This is a genomic window from Plantactinospora veratri (genome assembly GCF_036421995.1).
Lineage (GTDB): Bacteria > Actinomycetota > Actinomycetes > Mycobacteriales > Micromonosporaceae > Plantactinospora > Plantactinospora veratri.
On the sequence record NZ_JAZGQL010000017.1, the window covers coordinates 1 to 21,785 of the forward strand.

13 protein-coding genes and 1 pseudogene are annotated in these 21,785 nt (G+C 69.4%); 8 read left to right on the top strand and 6 right to left on the bottom strand.

The window, feature by feature from the left end; translation table 11 throughout:
• Positions 1-882 (top strand): non-reducing end alpha-L-arabinofuranosidase family hydrolase (locus V1634_RS21940; protein ID WP_331209766.1); only part of this gene is annotated, 882 nt, incomplete at its 5' end.
• 115 nt (positions 883-997) lie between these two features.
• Positions 998-2,425 carry a poly(ethylene terephthalate) hydrolase family protein gene (locus V1634_RS21945; protein WP_407951827.1) on the top strand — a complete coding sequence of 476 codons (1,428 nt, stop codon included), beginning with the start codon at positions 998-1,000 and terminating at the stop codon, positions 2,423-2,425.
• A 193-nt stretch (positions 2,426-2,618) separates the two neighbouring features.
• Here the strand turns inward: V1634_RS21945 and V1634_RS21950 are convergent, their stop codons facing one another.
• Positions 2,619-4,733, bottom strand: coding sequence for a family 43 glycosylhydrolase (locus V1634_RS21950; RefSeq protein WP_331210026.1), 2,115 nt, complete (start codon positions 4,731-4,733; stop codon positions 2,619-2,621).
• 608 nt (positions 4,734-5,341) lie between these two features.
• Here V1634_RS21950 and V1634_RS21955 point away from each other — a divergent pair.
• The 4 genes from V1634_RS21955 to V1634_RS21970 all read left to right on the top strand — a co-directional run bounded on the left by V1634_RS21955 (position 5,342) and on the right by V1634_RS21970 (position 10,438).
• Entirely contained in the window at positions 5,342-7,672 is a 2,331-nt protein-coding gene (locus V1634_RS21955; protein ID WP_331209767.1) for a beta-L-arabinofuranosidase domain-containing protein, read from the top strand.
• A gap of 49 nt (positions 7,673-7,721) precedes the next feature.
• Positions 7,722-9,371, top strand: a complete 1,650-nt coding sequence (locus V1634_RS21960; protein WP_331209768.1) for a glycoside hydrolase family 27 protein — start codon at positions 7,722-7,724, stop codon at positions 9,369-9,371.
• Positions 9,372-9,566: 195 nt separating this feature from the next.
• Positions 9,567-9,701 (top strand): hypothetical protein, encoded by a 135-nt coding sequence (locus tag V1634_RS21965; protein ID WP_331209769.1) that lies wholly within the window; start codon positions 9,567-9,569, stop codon positions 9,699-9,701.
• Positions 9,702-9,715: 14 nt separating this feature from the next.
• Positions 9,716-10,438, top strand: a complete 723-nt coding sequence (locus tag V1634_RS21970; protein ID WP_331209770.1) for a FadR/GntR family transcriptional regulator — start codon at positions 9,716-9,718, stop codon at positions 10,436-10,438.
• A gap of 74 nt (positions 10,439-10,512) precedes the next feature.
• On the opposite strand, the gene V1634_RS21975 is transcribed toward V1634_RS21970, so the two are convergent.
• The 4 genes from V1634_RS21975 to V1634_RS21990 all read right to left on the bottom strand — a co-directional run bounded on the left by V1634_RS21975 (position 10,513) and on the right by V1634_RS21990 (position 16,822).
• Positions 10,513-13,323, bottom strand: coding sequence for a glycosyl hydrolase family 95 catalytic domain-containing protein (locus V1634_RS21975; protein ID WP_331209771.1), 2,811 nt, complete (start codon positions 13,321-13,323; stop codon positions 10,513-10,515).
• Between the two features lie 366 nt (positions 13,324-13,689).
• Complete coding sequence (locus V1634_RS21980; RefSeq protein ID WP_331209772.1) at positions 13,690-14,514, bottom strand: carbohydrate ABC transporter permease; 825 nt, start codon at positions 14,512-14,514, stop codon at positions 13,690-13,692.
• On the bottom strand, positions 14,511-15,473 hold the full coding sequence (locus tag V1634_RS21985; protein WP_331209773.1) for a carbohydrate ABC transporter permease: 963 nt from the start codon (positions 15,471-15,473) through the stop codon (positions 14,511-14,513). The genes V1634_RS21980 and V1634_RS21985 overlap by 4 nt, the downstream gene beginning before the upstream one ends.
• Positions 15,470-16,822, bottom strand: a complete 1,353-nt coding sequence (locus tag V1634_RS21990; protein ID WP_331209774.1) for an ABC transporter substrate-binding protein — start codon at positions 16,820-16,822, stop codon at positions 15,470-15,472. The genes V1634_RS21985 and V1634_RS21990 overlap by 4 nt, the downstream gene beginning before the upstream one ends.
• 416 nt (positions 16,823-17,238) lie before the next feature.
• Between V1634_RS21990 and V1634_RS21995 the strand changes: the two are divergent.
• Positions 17,239-17,475 (top strand): annotated as a pseudogene (locus V1634_RS21995) (non-reducing end alpha-L-arabinofuranosidase family hydrolase); the annotation flags it as partial.
• 115 nt (positions 17,476-17,590) lie between these two features.
• Positions 17,591-19,018: a poly(ethylene terephthalate) hydrolase family protein gene (locus V1634_RS22000; RefSeq protein ID WP_407951827.1), complete on the top strand. Its 1,428-nt coding sequence runs from the start codon at positions 17,591-17,593 to the stop codon at positions 19,016-19,018.
• A 193-nt stretch (positions 19,019-19,211) separates the two neighbouring features.
• Here the strand turns inward: V1634_RS22000 and V1634_RS22005 are convergent, their stop codons facing one another.
• Positions 19,212-21,326, bottom strand: coding sequence for a family 43 glycosylhydrolase (locus tag V1634_RS22005; RefSeq protein ID WP_331210026.1), 2,115 nt, complete (start codon positions 21,324-21,326; stop codon positions 19,212-19,214).
• Positions 21,327-21,785 lie beyond the last annotated feature (459 nt).

Here is a 21,785-nt window from a genome sequence, read left to right on the forward strand (position 1 = left end):
TGGTCGTCGACGGGTGCGCTCGCGCAGCCGAGGTCGGGCTGGGTGTCGCTGAAGGACTTCACCCATGCCCCGTACAACGGCCAGCATCTGGTCTACGCGACGACACACGACACGGGAACGACGTGGGGCTCGATGAACTTCGGCCTCTTCTCGGACTGGTCCCAGATGGGCTCGGCCAGCCAGAACGCGATGTCTTCCGCCACCGTCGCACCGTCGCTGTTCTACTTCGCGCCGCGCAACATCTGGGTGCTCGCCTACCAGTGGGGCGGGACCGCCTTCTCCTACCGGACGTCGAGCAACCCCACCAACGCGAACGGATGGTCTGCGCAGCAGACACTCTTCACCGGCAGCATCTCCAACTCCAGCACCGGCCCGATCGACCAGGCGCTCATCGGCGACAGCACCAACATGTACCTCTTCTTCGCCGGGGACAACGGCCGGATCTACCGGGCCAGCATGCCCATCGGAAACTTCCCGGGCAGCTTCGGCGCCAACTACACCACCATCATGACCGACTCGACGAACAACCTCTTCGAAGGCGTCCAGGTCTACAAACTCCAGGGCGAAAACCGGTACCTGATGCTCGTCGAGGCGATCGGCGCACAGGGTCGCTACTTCCGCTCGTTCACCGCCACCAGCCTGGGCGGCACCTGGACCCCACAGGCCGCGACCGAGAGCAACCCCTTCGCCGGCAAGGCCAACAGCGGCGCCACCTGGACCAACGACATCAGCCACGGCGAACTGATCCGCAGCAACGCGGACCAGACCATGACCGTCGACGCCTGCAATCTCCAGTTGCTCTACCAGGGGCGCTCCCCCAACTCCGGCGGCGACTACGGCCTCCTGCCGTACCGGCCGGGTCTGCTGACCCTGCAGCGCTGACGGCACGGCGCAGCACCGGAACGGGCGGGCTCGGCGCAGACCGAGCCCGCCCGGGCCGCCTGTCCAGGCAGTACCCGCCCGCTGTTCACCACCACCCACCATGGAGGTACCGACAGTGCGACAGCACACAACTGATCCCACACCCACCGGGGGCATCGGGGCCGGCCCCGGCTCCCCCGGCCAGGGGCGACTGCTGGTCAGCCTCGCCGCGGCCGCACTCGCGCTCACGCTCGGACTGTTCACCGTGGCATTCCTGACGACCGGCTCGGCGTCGGCCGCCGACAACCCGTACCAGCGGGGCCCGGACCCGACCCGGACCAGCGTCGCAGCCGTGAACGGACCCTTCGCCACCGCCTCGGTCAGCGTCCCCGGCGGGTACGGCTTCGCCGGCGGCATGATCTACTACCCGACCGACACCAGTCAGGGCACCTTCGGCGGAATCGCCATCTCGCCCGGCTACACCGCGCTGTTCTCCGTCGAACTCGCCTGGATGGGGCCGTGGCTGGCGTCCCACGGATTCGTGGTGATCGGCATCGAGACCAACAGTCGAAACGACTTCGACGAGGCCCGGGGCACCCAGCTGCTCGCCGCGCTGGACTACCTCACCCAGCAGAGTCCGGTACGCACCCGGGTCGACCCGAACCGGCTGGCGGTGTCCGGTCACTCCATGGGCGGCGGCGGCGCGCTGAACGCGGCCATCCGGCGCCCGTCGCTGAAGGCCACGGTCGGGATCGCGCCGTTCCTGCCCTCGTCGAACCTGGCCAACGACCGGGTGCCCACGATGTTGTTCTCGGGACAGGCGGACACGGTGGTATCCCCGTCCTCGGTGGTCAGCCAGTACAACAGCCTCCCGGCCACGACGGAGAGCGTCTACCTGGAGGTCGCCGGTGCAGATCACGGGTTCATGGTCGGTCGGCCCAACACCGTGATGATCCGGACCATGCTGCCGTTCGTGAAGATGTTCGTCGACAACGACAGCCGGTACAGCCAGTTCCTCTGCCCGCTGCTGGACTCCAGCGGCGTGGTCACCTACCGCAGCACCTGCCCGCTGCTGCCCCCGGCGCCGACCACCCCGCCGCCGAACCCGTCCAACACCCCGACGGCACCGCCGACCACGCCTCCGGCCACCCCCACCGCTTCGCCGACCGTTCCCGGTTCCGCCAACGAGATCGTCGGCGCACAGTCGGGCCGGTGCGTCGACGTGCCCAACGCCGCACGTACCAACGGCACCCGGGTACAGCTCTACGGCTGCAACAGGCAGTCCAACCAGGCATGGACGTACACCTCGAACAGACAACTACGGGTGTACGGCGACATGTGTCTGGATGCGGCGGGTTCCGGCAACGGCGCGGCGGTCCAGATCTACAGCTGCCACAGTCAGACCAACCAGCAGTGGAACGTCAACTCCAACGGCACCATCAGCGGCGTCCAGTCCGGGCGATGCCTGGACGCCTGGAGCACGGCCGACGGGGCGCAGGTCCAGCTGTACGACTGTCACGGACAGGCCAACCAGCGGTTCAATCTGGTGCCGCTGGCACGATGAGCATGACCGACTCGATCGAGAACCTGTTCGAGGGCGTCCGGGTGAACAGGCCACGGGGCGAGATCCCACACCCCTGAGACAGGCCGGAGTGGGAACGAGCCGGGCTCGGCGTCACGCCGGGCCCGGCTCGTTGCGGTGCTGCTCTGCTCGGGTACGTCGGAACGGCGCTGGTCGGCGCCGCCCGCGCGGATCGTCAGGGGGTGGTGATGTCGAACCGGCGTACGGTGACGGAGCCGCCGAGCGCCTGGGTGGCGTGGTTGAAGATGCCGAATCGGTAACCCATGAAGAACTGCCAGGCGTTGTTGAGGGTGAATGCCGGGCCCAGGCTGGTGAACGTGCTGCCGTCGGTGCTGTACGAGAAGCGGGCCTGGCGGCCGCTGCCCGGCCGGATGTCGGCGTTGACGCGCAGCCAGATCCGGCCGCCGGAAACGGCGGCGGAGGCGCGTTCGGTGCCGGTACCGGTGGTGTTCCAGTTGCTGTCCATGGTGAGGCCGTCGGTCATCACGACCCGGGTGGCGCCGTTGTCGCGTTTGACGCCGATCCAGGCGGACTGGTCCCGGAGCATGGCCAGGCCGGTCCGGTCGCCGTCGCGCATGGTGGAGTAGTCCAGCTCGACGGTGGCGGTCGAGGACGGTCCCTGGATGCGGTGGGTCAGGGTGTTGCGGGCGCTGTACAGGTCGTTCGTGACGGTGGCGGTCTGTAGCCGCAGGCCGTTGTTTACCGACCAGCGGCTGTTGTCCGGGACGTGGTTCCACTCGTACTGGGGGCCGAGGGTGGTGCCGGCGAACGTGTCGGAACCGGTGAGCGGCTTGACCGGCCGGAGCGGCAGCGGGTTGGGGTAGTTGACGCCCCAGCCGCCGTTGACGGTCTGGATGCTCGGCCAGCCGTCGGCGCTCCAGGTGATCGGGGCGAGCGCGGGGACCCGGCCACCGGGGTACGCGTCGACGAAGCTCATGTAGTACCAGGCGCCGTTCTGGGTCTGCACCAGGCCGCCCTGGTGCGGTACGCCGCCGCCGGAGATCGGGCCGGGCATGTTGAGCAGCACCTGGCGCATCTCGTACGGGCCCCACGGGTTGTTCGCCTTGAGCACGTACTGGCCGTTGGCCGGGCGGGTGAGCCAGATGTAGTAGCTGCCGTTGCGCTTGTAGAAGCGGGCGCCTTCCAGGGTGCCGACGCTGGACGGGGTCTGGAACACCTGCTGCGCGCGGACCTGGGACATGCCGTCGGCGGAGAGCTGCGCGACGCTGATGGTGCTGTTGCCGTACGCCACGTACATGGTGTCGTTGTCGTCGACGAGCAGGCCGGCGTCGTAGTAGCAGTTGTTGATCCGGGACCGTTTCGTCCAGGGGCCCTCCGCCGCGGCGGCGGTGTAGACGTAGGTCCGGTTGAACTCGGTGCAGCCGATCCAGTAGAAGGTGTTGTTGCTGCGCCGGTGCCCGAGGGTGGACGCCCAGATCCCCTTCACGTACGCCCGCCCGCCGCTCATGCTGTAGGCGTTGTTCTCGAACTCGGCCAGGCTCGGCACGGAGTGCCCGACGAACTCCCAGTTCACCAGGTCGTAGGAGCGCAGCACCGGCGCACCCGGGGAGTAGTGCATGGTCGACGCCGTCATGTAGTAGGCGTCGTTCACCCGGATGACCTCGACGTCGGCGAAGTCCTGCCACACCACCGGGTTCGTGTAGTTGCCGCTGGCCGGCGGTGTGGTCGGCGGTGGCGTGGTCGGGTTGCCGCCGCCGTCGACCCGGACGAGCTGCCACTGCTGGTTGGCGCCGTTCCAGTCGTCGTACTGCACGATGTTGCCCCCGTCGGCCGTCGAGGCGTCCTGCACCTCCACCACCCTGTTGCTGTTCCGGTTGATCAACCGGACGTGGCCGCCGTCGGAGTCGGCCAGCCGGAACTGCTGGTTGGTCCCGTTGCCGTCGGCCCACTGCACGATGTTCGCGCCGTTCGCGGTCGAGAGGTTGTAGACATCCAGCACCTTGCCGGAGTGCCGCGACTTCACCCGGTAGTAGCCGCCACCGGAGTCGACGAACTGCCACTGCTGCTGGTTACCGTTGTTCCGGGTCCACTGCGTGATCCGCGCACCGTCGTTCGTGGCCAGGTTGTACACGTCCAACGCCTTGCCGCTGTTCCGGTTGACCAGGACGTACCACGCGTTCGTGTCGACAGTCGCCGCGGCGGCCGGCGTCGAGACCACCGCCACCGCGCCACCGCCCACCAGTACCACCGCCGCGACCGCGGCCGCCAATCGCGGCAACCGTCTCCGCCGTACTGGCGAGGGCGCCGACGACCCACCGGAGAGTTCCATTAGTTCTACCTCCAACTGGCGATACTCGGGGCAACCGCTCAACTTCTGGAGATGGTGGACGCCGTGAGCGGAGTTGTCCTCGCTACCTGACCTGGACTGCCACCCGGCGTGCGCATGCCCTGGCGCACGCTCCGGGCCAGATACGACGAGCGGCCCGCCCGGTGAGCCGCCCTCGCGTCAGTCCTTGTTCATCGACTGTGAGCGATAACATTCGAGCCGTCAAGCTGAACGCCAAGGCAAAATCGATACAGCCTCAAGGCTTGCCGCAACGTTGACCCCGGTGTATGTTACCGCTCACATCGATAGCTCGCCATGACATCGCTGTCCTCCGCCCGTCCACGCCAGAGGCGACGACCTCGCACGAGCGGTCCAGGAGCCACGGCCGGCTCGCCGGCCGCCGGACACGCTGCGCGCGGCGCAACCCGGGAGCGCCACGAATCCCCGCTCCGCCCGAGAGCCGCCGCCTGCCGCGACAGGCTCGGGCACGAGGACAGTCTCCACCGCTGTCGCCAGTCCGGCTGCCGCCAGTCCGGTCCGCGGCCCGCCTCGACCGTCCAGGGGCCACCTCTCCACCCGGCCCACCACTTCCCGTGAGATGGAGAACCACCGTGTCGTTCCCACCCGTGAGCCGGCGCCGGCTGTTGCAGGCCGCCGGTGCCGCCACCGTCGCCACCGCCGTCGGCCCCGGAATCGCCGAGGTAGCCGCGGCGGCCGCCGTTCCACCGGCCCGCCCGGACATCGGCGTCTCCGCCTACCCGTTCGAGCTGGGCCAGGTACGGCTGACCAGCAGCCGGTGGCTGGACAACCAGAACCGGACGCTGAACTACCTGCGGTTCGTCGACGTCGAGCGGCTGCTCTACAACTTCCGGGCCAACCACCGGCTCGGTACCAACGGCGCCGCCTCGAACGGCGGGTGGGACGCGCCGTCATTCCCGTTCCGCACCCACATGCAGGGGCACTTCCTGACCGCCTGGGCACAGGCCTGGGCGGTGCTCGGCGACACCACCTGCCGGGACAAGGCCAACCGGATGGTGGCGGAACTCGCCAGATGCCAGGCGAACAACTCCGCCGCCGGATTCAACCCCGGCTACCTCTGCGGCTTCCCCGAGTCCGACTTCACCGCCCTGGAGGCGCGCACGCTGAGCAACGGCAACGTGCCGTACTACGTCATCCACAAAACCATGGCCGGACTGCTCGACGTCTGGCGCCAGATCGGCAACAACCAGGCCCGGGACGTACTGCTGGCGCTGGCCGGCTGGGTCGACTGGCGTACCGGCCGGCTGACCGCGAGCCAGATGCAGAACATGCTCGGCACCGAGTTCGGCGGCATGAACGCGGTGCTCGCCGACATCTACCAGCAGACCGGCGACGCCCGCTGGCTGGCCACGGCACAACGCTTCGACCACGCCGCCGTGTTCAACCCGCTGGCGGCGGGCTCCGACCAGCTCAACGGATTGCACGCCAACACCCAGGTGCCGAAGTGGATCGGCGCCGCCCGGGAGTACAAGGCGACCGGCACCACCCGGTACCGGGACATCGCCAGCAACGCCTGGAACATCACGGTCGGCGCGCACACCTACGCGATCGGCGGCAACAGCCAGGCCGAGCACTTCCGCCCGCCGAACGCCATCGCCGGCTACCTCCGGCAGGACACCTGCGAGCACTGCAACACCTACAACATGCTCAAGCTGACCCGCGAGCTGTGGCTGCTGGACCCGAACCGGGCGGCGTACTTCGACTTCTACGAGCGCGCCCTGCTCAACCACATCATCGGAGCGCAGAACCCGGCCGACAGCCACGGCCACATCACGTACTTCACCCCGCTGAACCCGGGCGGCCGGCGCGGCGTGGGTCCGGCGTGGGGCGGCGGCACCTGGAGCACCGACTACAACTCGTTCTGGTGCTGCCAGGGCACCGGCATCGAGGTCAACACCGCGCTGATGGACTCCGTCTACTTCCACAACGGCAGCACCCTCACGGTGAACCTGTTCCTGCCGTCGGTGCTCACCTGGAGCCAGCGCGGCATCACCGTCACCCAGACCACCAACTTCCCGGTCGGCGACACCAGCACGCTCACCCTCTCCGGCAGCATGAGCGGCTCGTGGAGCATCCGGGTGCGCATCCCCGCCTGGACCAGCGGCGCGACGATCAGCGTCAACGGCACCGCGCAGGACGTCGCCACCACCCCCGGCAGCTACGCCACGATCACCCGCACCTGGTCCGCCGGGGACACCGTCACCGTCCGGCTGCCGATGCGGGTCGTCACGCAGCCCGCCAACGACAACCCGAACGTCGCCGCGGTCAGCTACGGCCCGGTCGTACTCTCCGGGAACTACGGCAACACCGCCCTGAACGCCCTGCCGGCACTCACCGTCTCGTCGGTCAACCGCACCGGCAGCAACTCGCTGGCCTTCACCGCCACCGCGAACGGCAGCACGGTCAACCTGGGCCCCTTCTACGACGCGCACGGGCACAACTACACCGTCTACTGGAGCACCAACGGCGGCGGCGACCCGGGCGCCGTCAGCTACCGGCTACGCAACGCCGCCACCAACCTCGTCCTCGGCATCCGGGACATGTCCACCGCCGACGGCGGACTCGCCGTGCAGTGGGACGACAGCGGCACCGCCGACCACAACTGGGTCGTGGTCACCGAGGGCAGTGCGGTCAAGCTGCGCAACGTACACAGCGGCAAGGTGCTCGGCGTGGAGAACATGTCCACCGCCGACAACGCCCGGGTGCTCCAGTGGTCCGACAACGGCACCGCCGACCACCTGTGGACGCTGCTGGACCAGGGTGACGGGACATACAAGATCCGCAACGTGCACACCGGCAAGCTGCTCGGCATCCTCGACGGCTCCACCGCCCGGGGCGCACAGGTTGTGCAGGACCCGGACAACGGCAGCGCAGACAACCGCTGGCGGCTGGTCCGCAACTGAGGGACCCGTTTTCTCGTCGACCCGACGACCCGCAATGATTGGAGAGGCAATGCGTACCCGTACCAGATGGCTGGCCGCGCTGAGCGTGGCGCTGGTCGCGGCCGGAGTGACCGTGGTCGACGCGGTCTCCTCGCCCCGACCGGCGCAGGCGTTGAACAACGGAGTGGGCCGTACCCCGCCGATGGGCTGGAACAGCTGGAACACCTTCGGCTGCAACATCAACGAGACACTGATCCGGCAGATGGCCGACGCCATCGTCAACTCCGGCATGCGGGACCTGGGCTACAAGTACGTCGTCGTCGACGACTGCTGGATGAACTCGACCCGGGACGCCCAGGGCAACCTCCAGGCCAACCCGAGCCGCTTCCCCAGCGGCATGAAGGCGCTCGGCGACTACCTGCACTCCCGTGGCCTGCTCTTCGGCATCTACCAGGCCCCGCTGGACCGCACCTGTGCGCAGTACTTCGGCTCCTACCCCGGTGCCACCGGCGCGCAGGGCCACGAGGCGCAGGACGCCCGGCAGTTCGCGGCCTGGGGCGTCGACTACCTCAAGTACGACTGGTGCTCGCCCACCGGCACCATCAACGAACAGGTGTCACGGTTCGCCCTGATGCGGGACGCACTGGCCGCCACCGGCCGGCCCATCCTCTACAGCATCAACTCGAACAGCATCCACGAGAAGACCGGCCCGATGCGCAACTGGGGCGACGTGGCCAACATCTGGCGTACCACCGAGGACATCACCAACGCCTGGAACACCGGCCAGACCAACGGCTACCCGATGGGCATCCAGAACATCGTCAACGTCAACGTGCCGCTGGCCCACTACGCCAGCCCCGGCTCCTTCAACGACCCGGACATGATGGAGGTCGGCCGGGGCGGCATGACCGACACCGAGATGCGCAGCCACTTCGCCCTCTGGGCGGTCATGGCATCGCCGCTGATCGCCGGCAACGACATCCGCAACATGGACGCGGCCACCCAGACCATCCTGAAGAACCAGAACCTGATCGCCATCAACCAGGACTCGCTGGGCCTGCAGGCGACCCAGGTGTCCAACGACGGCACCCGGCGGGTACTGGCCAAGCGGCTCGCCGACGGGGACGTCGCGGTGGCCCTGTTCAACCAGGGCTCCTCGACGACCACGGTCAGCACCACGGCGGCGGCGATCGGCAAGTCCGGCACCTCCTTCACCCTGCGCGACGCCTGGACCAACGCCACCTCCACGAGCACCGGCTCGATCAGCGCCTCGGTGCCCGCACACGGCACCGTCGTCTACCGGGTCAGCGGCGGCGGCACCAGCACGCCGCCACCCACCACCACCTTCCGGCTGCGCAGCGAATCCAGCGGCCGCTGCCTCGACCTCGACAACAACAACACCGCCAACGGCACCGGCATGCTGATCTGGGACTGCCACACCGACCCCAACCAGCAGTTCACCCAGTCCGGCCAGTCCCTCCAGGTGCTCGGCAAGTGCCTGGAGATCCCGACGAACGCCACCAACGGCACCCGGGCGCAGATCTGGGACTGCAACGGCGGCACCAACCAGCAGTGGACCTTCAACGCCAACGGCACCATCGGCAACGTACGGTTCCCCTCGCTCTGTCTGGACGTCAACGACAGCGGCACGGCGAACGGCACCGCCGTGATCGTCTGGACCTGCCACACCAGCGCCAACCAACGCTGGACCCGGGGGTAGCCCTCGGTCCCGGACAAGCCTCGAACGGGCGAGCCGGTGCGGGACCCCGCACCGGCTCGTGCCCGCGAACCAGGTCCGCGACGTCGGGCAGGCCGCCGAGTGGGTCCGGGCGCCGGCCCGCTCCGCACGGCTGTGGATATCGAGGAGCCGAGCAGCGCCCACGTGCCGCCCGCAGCGCCGGGCTACGCTACGCAGATGCGCCCTGAGTCCGTGGAACGGCCCCGGTTCCCCGCCGGCAGCTACCGGGCCGAGACGGCTTCCGCGCGGGCGATCGGCGCGACCGGCGCTTACTCCGTGCGGGACGGATCGGCCGCCCTCGCCGGACGCTGAGGAACCCGCCCGTCATGTCCCGCGCCGACGACGTGGTGAACGGCATCAAGCGGATGATCCTGCAGGGGGTGCTCCGGCCCGGCGACCGGCTCCCCGTCGAGAAGGACCTCGCCGAGTCGCTGGGTGTCTCGCGCGGCTCCCTGCGCGAGGGGGTGTCGGCGCTGTCGATCCTCGGCATCCTCAACACCCGACAGGGCGACGGGACGTACGTCACGAACCTCGACACCAGCCGGCTGCTGGCGCCGATGGGTTTCGTCGTCGACCTCCAGGGCCAGGGCGACGCACGGCACATCCACACCGTCCGGCGCCTGCTCGAATGCGAGGCGGCCCGGCTGGCCGCCACCAGGATCACCGACGAGGCACTGGCCCAGGCCAAGGAGCTGCTCGACGAGGCGGCCCGCTCCGTCGGCCAGGCGCCACAGGACCACGAGCGGATCATCGAGATCGACATCGCCTTCCACCGCATCGTCGCGGCGCACAGCGACAATCCGGTACTCGCCGGCCTGATCGAGTCGTTCGCCGGGCGTACCGTCCGGGGGCGGCTCTGGCGCAGCCTGCACGAGGAGGGTGCGGACCGGCGTACCCACGAGGAGCACGTGGCGATCTGGACCGCGCTCGCCGCACGCGATCCCGAACGGGCCAGAATCCGGATGGCCAACCACCTGGTCGGGGTCGAGGACTCGCTGCACGGGCTGCCCGACGACGCCGACCCGGTCCCGGAGTTCCCGGCCGGCTGAAGCGGCACCGGTGGCCGAGCCATCCCTGGGGCGCGTCCGGGCGGGCCGGAGCCCGGACGCACACCCGGGTCCGGTCAGGTCGTCGTGCAGGTGAGCTGGGACGGCGGGTTGTTGGCACCGCTCAGGTTGGCGATGAAACCGAAGGTGGTGGAGGCGCCAGCGGCGAGCGAACCGTTGTAGGAGGCGTTCGTCACCGTCACGCTCGCGCCGCTCTGCGTGTAGGAGCCGCTCCACATCTGGTTGACGACCTGCCCGTTCGGGAACGTCCAGGAGACGGTCCAGCCGCGGATCGGCGACGACCCGGCAGTCACCGTCACCTCGGCCTGGAAGCCCCCCGACCACGAACCCGTCACCGCGTAGGCCGCCCGCACCCCGGACGTCGGTGGTGAGGTGGTCGGACCGACCGTCGGGGAGACGGAGGCGGTCGGGGTCACCGACGCCGTCGCGGTCGGCGACGCGGTCGCGCCGGGGCGGGCCGCCCGGTAGATGTGCCCGGCCCGGACGGCGAACTGGACGACGTCGGTCTCGGGCCGGGTGGTGGCCGGCGTACTGCCGTCTGTGCTGTCGACCAGCGCGAAGCCCCCGGTGAACAGCCGGGCGCGCAGCCGGACGGTGCCGTCGCGGTCGGCCCGGACCAGGAACTCGTCGGCCTGACCGCCGCTCCACCGCAGGCCGACGGTGTAGCCGCCCCGGCCGCGCAGTCCCGCCACCTGCCCGGCCGGCCAGGCGCTCGGCAGCGCGGGCAGCAGGTGGAGTTCGCCGTTGTGGCTGTGCAGCAGCATCTCCGCGATTCCGGAGGTGGCGCCGAAGTTCCCGTCGATCTGGAACGGCGGGTGCAGGTCGAACATGTTCGGCGCGAGCCGGTCGGTCCGGATCAGGTCGCGGATGAGCTTGTGCGCGCGGGCGCCGTCCTCCAGCCTGGCCCAGAAGTTGATTTTCCAGGCGAGCGACCAGCCCGTTCCGTCGTCACCGCGCAGCTCCAGCGTGCGGCGGGCCGCCTCGTACAGCTGCGGGGTACCACGCCGGGTGATCTGGTTGCTCGGGTGCAGGCCGTAAAGGTGCGAGACGTGCCGGTGGTTCCGCTCGGTCTCCACCCAGTCGGCGAGCCACTCCTGGATGTTGCCGCGCGAGCCGACCCGCATCGGCGGCAGCCGGTCCCGGGCCGTCCGGACCTGGCCGCGGAACGCGGCGTCCAGGCCGAGCACCTCGCTGGCCCGGGCGACGCCGTCGAAGAGGTCGCGCAGGATCTGGTTGTCCATGGTCGGGCCGGCGCAGACGCTGGCGCCGGAGTGGTGGGCCAGTTCCGGGGAGTTCGACGGGTTGGTGACGAGGTATCCGAGCGACGGATGGCTGACCAGGGTCTCCAGGAAGAACTGCGCGGCGCCCTTCATCGCCGGGTAGTTGGCGCGGAGGAACTCGAGGTCGCCGGTGAACAGGTAGTGGTCCCAGACGAGGGTGGCGAGCCAGGCGCCGCCGGTCTGCCACATACCCCAGAAGGCGCCGTCGACGACCGAGGAGCCCCGCCACGCGTCGGTGTTGTGGTGCGCGACCCACCCGCCGGCACCGTACTGTGCCTGGGCCGTACGGGCGCCGGTGACGGCCAGGTCCCTGACCATGTCGAAGACCGGCAGGAAGCACTCGGCGAGGTTGGTGGTGTCGGCCGGCCAGTAGTTCATCGGCAGGTTCGCGTTGATGGTGTACTTCGAGTCCCAGGGTGGGGCCAGCTGGTCGTTCCAGATGCCCTGGAGGTTGGCCGGCTGGCTGCCGGGACGCGACGAGGAGATCAGCAGGTAGCGGCCGAACTGGAAGAGCAACGCGGAGAGCTGCGGATCGTCGACGCTGCCGTGCTGGGCGATCCGCACGTCGGTCGGCTGGTCGGCCGCGGAGGTGCGTCCCAGGTCGATCGACACGCGGTGGAACAGCGCCTGGTAGTCGGTCACGTGCCGGCTGCGCAGCTGGTCGTAGCCGACGTTCCGGGCGGCGTTCAGCCGGGTCCGCGCGATGCCCTGGTAGTCGCCGCTGACGGTCCGGAAGTTGACGTAGCTGGAGCCGATCGAGACCAGCAGCGTGACACTGGTCGCGCCGGAGACCCGCAGCGTGCCGCCGGAGCTGCCGACCGTGCCGCCGGTGGCGACCGCACTGGCCATGGCCAGGAACCTGACCGACCCGTTGATGCCCTCCATGTTGCCGGAGATGCCGTCCAGCGCGATCGTCGAGGAGTCCGGGCTGGAAGCCGTCGTCCGTTGCGGACTGTCGAAGGTGGCGCTGAACGTGATCGAGTTCGCCCGGTCGGCGGTCAGCCGGACCACGATGACCTGGTCGGGCGCGCTCGCGAACACCTCGCGCTGGTGGCGCACGCCGTTCGACACGTACGTCACCGAGGTGACGGCGGTGGTGAGGTCGAGCCGCCGGAGGTACTGCGAGGCCGTACCCGAGGCGAAGGCGAGCCGCAGGTTGCCGACCGGCTGGTACGCCAGTTGCCCGGCCGGCCTGCCGAGCATCGCCTGGTCGACCAGGGTCTGCGCCTGGCTCCACTGGTCGGCGAAGACGAGCCGCCGGATCTCGGCAAGTGCCCCCGCGCCCCGGGTGTTGGCGGAGTCGTACGGGCCGCCGGCCCAGATGGTGTCCTCGTTGAGTTGCAGCCGTTCCGTGTCGACGTTGCCGAACACCATGGCACCGAGCCGGCCGTTGCCGACCGGCAGCGCGCGCAGCCAGTCCGTGCCGGCCGGCTCGTCGTACCAGAGGGCCAGGTCGTCGGCGGCCAGCACCTCGGGCGGTGCCGTGGACCCGGCTCGGGCGGTCGCCGTCCACCCCGCCGGGAGCAACGTGGCTCCGACCCCGGCCGCGCCGGCCGCGAGCAGTCTTCTTCGGGTCAGTTCTGACATCGTGCGTTCTCCGATCGCGGGGTGAATCTGGCGACCGTGCGAGATGCGCCGATCATCGATGCACGTCGTTGTTAACGTAGGACGATGATCTGATGAATGTCAATGGGAAGCCACGACCTTCCCCCTGCCTGACGCGTGGATTTCGCGGTACCGGTCATCGACCCAGCCAGATTGATCCGATGAATACGTCGTACCGCTCCGGTCGTCGACCGCGGACCGACGAATACCCGGGCGGCCGACGGCCGACCACCACCGCCACCTGCCGAAGGCCTGACCGGTCCGCCCGGCCGGCCGGCACGGATCGTCCGCGCCGACCGGGCGGTCGCCTCACCCGGTCACGGTGCCGCCGCAGGTGTGCGCGGCGGCTCAGCCCTTGACGGACCCCTGGAGCAGCGCCTTGATGAACTGGCGCTGGAAGATCAGGAACACCACGAGGGTCGGGGTGAGGATGAGCAGCGACCCGGCACAGAGCAGCACCAGGTCGGTGCCCCACTGCCCCTGGAAGGCACCGAGGGCGCCGGCCATGGTGCGTTTGGTGGCGTCGTCGACGAGCACGATGGCGAGCAGGAACTGGTTCCAGGTCCAGAGGAACAGCAGGATCGTCAACGAGGCGATCGCCGGCCGCGCCAGTGGCACCTGGATGCGCCAGAACAGCTGCCAGGTGGAGCTGCCGTCCATCCGGGCCGCCTCGGAGAGCTCGGTCGGCACGTTGGCGAAGTGCGCCCGCATCCAGAAGACCGCGAACGGCATGTAGAGCCCGATCAGCGGCAGCACGATGGCCCAGCGGGTGTTGAGCAGCCCGAGGTCGCGCATCTGGTAGTAGATCGGGGTGACCACCGCCTCGAAGGGCAGGGTCAGGCCGAGCAGTAGCAGGCCGAACGCCCACTTTCCGCCCGGTACCCGCAGATGGCCGAGCCCGAAGCCGGCCATGGTGGCGATGACCACGGAGACCGGTACCACGCCGACCACGATCAGCAGGCTGGACCGGAGCAGGGCGGCCATGTTCGCCACGGTGAAGGCGTCGACGAAGTTCCCCCACTGCGGATCGGACGGCCAGGCCAGCCCGCTGGGCACCGTGCCCCGAGGCTGCAACGCCGCCGACAGCATGCTCACGAAGGGCAGCAGGGTGACCAGGACCAGCGCGACGAGGAAGACGCGGCCGGTCAGCCATTCGCGTCGGCTCAGGTTCATCCCTTCTCCTCCCTGGTCAGCCGCTGGATCGGCAGTACGCAGGCCAGCACCAGCAGCATGAGCACGACGGCCAGCGCCGAGGCGAGCCCCACCTGGCGCTGCGAGAAGGCGAGCCGGTAGATCTCCAGGCCCGGCACGGTGGTCTGTAGGCCGGGGCCGCCGCTGGTGGAGATGTAGACGATGTCGAAGCTGGCCAGGGCCGCGATCACGGTCACGGTGAGGCACACCCCGATCTCCTGGCGCAGGCCGGGCAGGGTGACGGCGAAGAACTCGCGTACCGGTCCGGCGCCGTCGATCCGGGCCGCCTCGTAGAGCGCGGGGTCGATCTTGCTCATGCCGGTGACCAGCAGGATCGTGCAGAGGCCGAGCATGACCCAGGCGCCGATCACCCCGACCGAGGGCAGCGCCGTGTCGAAGTCCCCGAGCCAGGCACGGGCCAGCCCGCCCAGGCCGACCGCCCGGAGCGCCTGGTTGACCAGCCCGTTGGAGGAGAGCAGCCAACTCCACGCGATGCCGGCCGCCACCAGCGGGATCACCTGCGGCAGGAACAGGATGGTGCGTACGGTGTTCCCGAACGGTCCCGAGGTGATCCGGCGGACGAGACTGGCCACCAGCAGACCCAGCCCGACCGGGATGAAACTGAAGAAGACGATCAGGACGAACGCGTTTGAGATGATCTTCAACAGGTCGCTGTCGGTGAAGACCGTGAGGTAGTTGTCCAGCCCCGCCCACCGGGCCACGCCGATGCCGTTCCAGTGGTAGAGCGAGTACTGCACGGTCAGCGCGAGCGGGCGGAGCACGAAGACGGCGTACATGAGCAGCGCCGGCAGCACGTACAGCCAGCCGCTCCACCGGGCCGTACGGCCCCACCGGCGTCGGTGGGGCCGTACGGGGGACGGGCGGTCCGGCGGGCGGGTCCCCGGCTGCCCGCTCGGAGCGCTGCCGAGGGCAGACGTCATCGGGACAGTTCCTTCTCGTACTCCGCCTGGACCGCCTTCACGTACCCCTCGGGAGTCTGCTGGCCGGCGACCAGCTTCTGCATCTCCGGGGTGATCGCCGCCGCGAAGATGCCGCCGGTGGCGTTCGCGGTGAAGTCCACCGCCCCGTTCTCCGCGCCGAGCTGCTGGGAGGCGGCCAGGGTCTGCGCCAGGACGCCCCCCGGCGGGGCGGCCGGCAGGGCCAGATCGGACGGGCCGCCGGGGTGGGAGCCGCCGACGGTGACCGAGATCTCCCGGGCCCTGGGGTTGGTGTGCGCCCAGTTCAGGAAGAACGCGGCGGCGTCCGGGTGCTTGGCCTTCGCGCCGACCCCGAAGGTGTTGGGCGCGGACATCGCCACGTGGTTGCCGCCGCCGGACTCGGTGGGAAAGAGGAAGAAGCCGACCTTGCCGCTCATCGTCTTGTCGAGGTTGCCCGACTCCCAGTCGCCGTTGAACATGAACAGGCCGTTGCCCTTCTGGAACTCGCCCATCATCGCGGTGTAGTCCAGGGCGTTCGCGTCCTTCGGGAAGTACCCGGCCTGCGCCCACCGCTGGATCACCTGGGTGGCCTTCAGCGCCGCCGGCGTGTCGAAGGTGGCGCCGGGCTTCTGGAAGATCCAGTCGGCGATCTGGGCCGGGTCGCCGTACTGGTTCTGCAGGGCCTGGTGCGGGAAGTTGATTCCGGCGGTGTTCTTGTTGAACTGCATGATCGGCTGCACGCCGGCGGTCTTGGCCCTGGCCAGCAACCCCTCGAACTCGGCGACGGTCTTCGGCGGCTCGGTCATCCCGACCCGCTCGGCCAGCGTCTTGTTGTAGAAGACCCCGGTGACGCTGTAGCCGAGTCCCATCCCGAACAGCGAGCCGGTGCCGCGCGGCCCGCCTCCTTCGGCGACCCGCAGCTGCACGAGCTGGGAGGCCGGGAACGTGTCCCAGCCGTAGGCGGTGAAGTACGGGTCGAGGTTCTTCAGCAGCCCGTCCTTGACCAGGTCGACCATGGTGGGCAGCCGGATGATGTCCGGCGCGTTGTCCGAGGCGAGCACCCGCGGAGCGTTCTCCACGATCACCGTGAACTGGTCCTCCCGGACGTTGAACCTCACGTTCGGGTGCTGCTTGGTGAACTCGTCGGCGAGTGCCTTCGCCAGCGGGAAGCCGGTCTCCGCGTACATCTCCAGGGTGATCTGCTCGGTGCCCAGGGCGGTGCTGACCGGCGCGGCGGTGCCGCCCTGCGATGCCGGGTCGGCACCCGGCGCGCTACAGGCGGCGGTGACGGCGATGGCGGACAGCAGCGAGGCGCAGGCCATCAGCCTGCGCCGTGGGTATCTCTTCGACAATCCGTACACTCCTACGGCTCCTTGACTCCTCCGCACACCTCACCGGTCGACGGTCGCCGTACCCGGCCCGGACGGATCCACCGCGACAGCCACCGGCGTCGCCTGGATCGCGTCGCGGGCCGGTTGCCGACCCGGGCGCGCGGTAACCGACCATGGCCTCTTCCCGGCCGGGCGTGGACGCGCCCGGTGGAAACAAAAACGTCCCGCTAAACTGATTTAGCAGAGCATGCGCGCGGCGCACTGAGCTGTCAAGGACGGGCTTGGCAACGGCTCGGAAACGGCCGGTTCACCCCAGCGGGGTGCACCGGGGCCCACCCGGGCCACACCCGTCGGCCGGAAGCCCCGGGCCGAACCCGAGCCCGAGCCCTAGACCGGGCCGGGTCCCCGCCAAGGCCGGGCGGCGCCCCGCCAAGACCGGGCCGGGGACCCCACAGGCCGCGACCGAGAGCAACCCCTTCGCCGGCAAGGCCAACAGCGGCGCCACCTGGACCAACGACATCAGCCACGGCGAACTGATCCGCAGCAACGCGGACCAGACCATGACCGTCGACGCCTGCAATCTCCAGTTGCTCTACCAGGGGCGCTCCCCCAACTCCGGCGGCGACTACGGCCTCCTGCCGTACCGGCCGGGTCTGCTGACCCTGCAGCGCTGACGGCACGGCGCAGCACCGGAACGGGCGGGCTCGGCGCAGACCGAGCCCGCCCGGGCCGCCTGTCCAGGCAGTACCCGCCCGCTGTTCACCACCACCCACCATGGAGGTACCGACAGTGCGACAGCACACAACTGATCCCACACCCACCGGGGGCATCGGGGCCGGCCCCGGCTCCCCCGGCCAGGGGCGACTGCTGGTCAGCCTCGCCGCGGCCGCACTCGCGCTCACGCTCGGACTGTTCACCGTGGCATTCCTGACGACCGGCTCGGCGTCGGCCGCCGACAACCCGTACCAGCGGGGCCCGGACCCGACCCGGACCAGCGTCGCAGCCGTGAACGGACCCTTCGCCACCGCCTCGGTCAGCGTCCCCGGCGGGTACGGCTTCGCCGGCGGCATGATCTACTACCCGACCGACACCAGTCAGGGCACCTTCGGCGGAATCGCCATCTCGCCCGGCTACACCGCGCTGTTCTCCGTCGAACTCGCCTGGATGGGGCCGTGGCTGGCGTCCCACGGATTCGTGGTGATCGGCATCGAGACCAACAGTCGAAACGACTTCGACGAGGCCCGGGGCACCCAGCTGCTCGCCGCGCTGGACTACCTCACCCAGCAGAGTCCGGTACGCACCCGGGTCGACCCGAACCGGCTGGCGGTGTCCGGTCACTCCATGGGCGGCGGCGGCGCGCTGAACGCGGCCATCCGGCGCCCGTCGCTGAAGGCCACGGTCGGGATCGCGCCGTTCCTGCCCTCGTCGAACCTGGCCAACGACCGGGTGCCCACGATGTTGTTCTCGGGACAGGCGGACACGGTGGTATCCCCGTCCTCGGTGGTCAGCCAGTACAACAGCCTCCCGGCCACGACGGAGAGCGTCTACCTGGAGGTCGCCGGTGCAGATCACGGGTTCATGGTCGGTCGGCCCAACACCGTGATGATCCGGACCATGCTGCCGTTCGTGAAGATGTTCGTCGACAACGACAGCCGGTACAGCCAGTTCCTCTGCCCGCTGCTGGACTCCAGCGGCGTGGTCACCTACCGCAGCACCTGCCCGCTGCTGCCCCCGGCGCCGACCACCCCGCCGCCGAACCCGTCCAACACCCCGACGGCACCGCCGACCACGCCTCCGGCCACCCCCACCGCTTCGCCGACCGTTCCCGGTTCCGCCAACGAGATCGTCGGCGCACAGTCGGGCCGGTGCGTCGACGTGCCCAACGCCGCACGTACCAACGGCACCCGGGTACAGCTCTACGGCTGCAACAGGCAGTCCAACCAGGCATGGACGTACACCTCGAACAGACAACTACGGGTGTACGGCGACATGTGTCTGGATGCGGCGGGTTCCGGCAACGGCGCGGCGGTCCAGATCTACAGCTGCCACAGTCAGACCAACCAGCAGTGGAACGTCAACTCCAACGGCACCATCAGCGGCGTCCAGTCCGGGCGATGCCTGGACGCCTGGAGCACGGCCGACGGGGCGCAGGTCCAGCTGTACGACTGTCACGGACAGGCCAACCAGCGGTTCAATCTGGTGCCGCTGGCACGATGAGCATGACCGACTCGATCGAGAACCTGTTCGAGGGCGTCCGGGTGAACAGGCCACGGGGCGAGATCCCACACCCCTGAGACAGGCCGGAGTGGGAACGAGCCGGGCTCGGCGTCACGCCGGGCCCGGCTCGTTGCGGTGCTGCTCTGCTCGGGTACGTCGGAACGGCGCTGGTCGGCGCCGCCCGCGCGGATCGTCAGGGGGTGGTGATGTCGAACCGGCGTACGGTGACGGAGCCGCCGAGCGCCTGGGTGGCGTGGTTGAAGATGCCGAATCGGTAACCCATGAAGAACTGCCAGGCGTTGTTGAGGGTGAATGCCGGGCCCAGGCTGGTGAACGTGCTGCCGTCGGTGCTGTACGAGAAGCGGGCCTGGCGGCCGCTGCCCGGCCGGATGTCGGCGTTGACGCGCAGCCAGATCCGGCCGCCGGAAACGGCGGCGGAGGCGCGTTCGGTGCCGGTACCGGTGGTGTTCCAGTTGCTGTCCATGGTGAGGCCGTCGGTCATCACGACCCGGGTGGCGCCGTTGTCGCGTTTGACGCCGATCCAGGCGGACTGGTCCCGGAGCATGGCCAGGCCGGTCCGGTCGCCGTCGCGCATGGTGGAGTAGTCCAGCTCGACGGTGGCGGTCGAGGACGGTCCCTGGATGCGGTGGGTCAGGGTGTTGCGGGCGCTGTACAGGTCGTTCGTGACGGTGGCGGTCTGTAGCCGCAGGCCGTTGTTTACCGACCAGCGGCTGTTGTCCGGGACGTGGTTCCACTCGTACTGGGGGCCGAGGGTGGTGCCGGCGAACGTGTCGGAACCGGTGAGCGGCTTGACCGGCCGGAGCGGCAGCGGGTTGGGGTAGTTGACGCCCCAGCCGCCGTTGACGGTCTGGATGCTCGGCCAGCCGTCGGCGCTCCAGGTGATCGGGGCGAGCGCGGGGACCCGGCCACCGGGGTACGCGTCGACGAAGCTCATGTAGTACCAGGCGCCGTTCTGGGTCTGCACCAGGCCGCCCTGGTGCGGTACGCCGCCGCCGGAGATCGGGCCGGGCATGTTGAGCAGCACCTGGCGCATCTCGTACGGGCCCCACGGGTTGTTCGCCTTGAGCACGTACTGGCCGTTGGCCGGGCGGGTGAGCCAGATGTAGTAGCTGCCGTTGCGCTTGTAGAAGCGGGCGCCTTCCAGGGTGCCGACGCTGGACGGGGTCTGGAACACCTGCTGCGCGCGGACCTGGGACATGCCGTCGGCGGAGAGCTGCGCGACGCTGATGGTGCTGTTGCCGTACGCCACGTACATGGTGTCGTTGTCGTCGACGAGCAGGCCGGCGTCGTAGTAGCAGTTGTTGATCCGGGACCGTTTCGTCCAGGGGCCCTCCGCCGCGGCGGCGGTGTAGACGTAGGTCCGGTTGAACTCGGTGCAGCCGATCCAGTAGAAGGTGTTGTTGCTGCGCCGGTGCCCGAGGGTGGACGCCCAGATCCCCTTCACGTACGCCCGCCCGCCGCTCATGCTGTAGGCGTTGTTCTCGAACTCGGCCAGGCTCGGCACGGAGTGCCCGACGAACTCCCAGTTCACCAGGTCGTAGGAGCGCAGCACCGGCGCACCCGGGGAGTAGTGCATGGTCGACGCCGTCATGTAGTAGGCGTCGTTCACCCGGATGACCTCGACGTCGGCGAAGTCCTGCCACACCACCGGGTTCGTGTAGTTGCCGCTGGCCGGCGGTGTGGTCGGCGGTGGCGTGGTCGGGTTGCCGCCGCCGTCGACCCGGACGAGCTGCCACTGCTGGTTGGCGCCGTTCCAGTCGTCGTACTGCACGATGTTGCCCCCGTCGGCCGTCGAGGCGTCCTGCACCTCCACCACCCTGTTGCTGTTCCGGTTGATCAACCGGACGTGGCCGCCGTCGGAGTCGGCCAGCCGGAACTGCTGGTTGGTCCCGTTGCCGTCGGCCCACTGCACGATGTTCGCGCCGTTCGCGGTCGAGAGGTTGTAGACATCCAGCACCTTGCCGGAGTGCCGCGACTTCACCCGGTAGTAGCCGCCACCGGAGTCGACGAACTGCCACTGCTGCTGGTTACCGTTGTTCCGGGTCCACTGCGTGATCCGCGCACCGTCGTTCGTGGCCAGGTTGTACACGTCCAACGCCTTGCCGCTGTTCCGGTTGACCAGGACGTACCACGCGTTCGTGTCGACAGTCGCCGCGGCGGCCGGCGTCGAGACCACCGCCACCGCGCCACCGCCCACCAGTACCACCGCCGCGACCGCGGCCGCCAATCGCGGCAACCGTCTCCGCCGTACTGGCGAGGGCGCCGACGACCCACCGGAGAGTTCCATTAGTTCTACCTCCAACTGGCGATACTCGGGGCAACCGCTCAACTTCTGGAGATGGTGGACGCCGTGAGCGGAGTTGTCCTCGCTACCTGACCTGGACTGCCACCCGGCGTGCGCATGCCCTGGCGCACGCTCCGGGCCAGATACGACGAGCGGCCCGCCCGGTGAGCCGCCCTCGCGTCAGTCCTTGTTCATCGACTGTGAGCGATAACATTCGAGCCGTCAAGCTGAACGCCAAGGCAAAATCGATACAGCCTCAAGGCTTGCCGCAACGTTGACCCCGGTGTATGTTACCGCTCACATCGATAGCTCGCCATGACATCGCTGTCCTCCGCCCGTCCACGCCAGAGGCGACGACCTCGCACGAGCGGTCCAGGAGCCACGGCCGGCTCGCCGGCCGCCGGACACGCTGCGCGCGGCGCAACCCGGGAGCGCCACGAATCCCCGCTCCGCCCGAGAGCC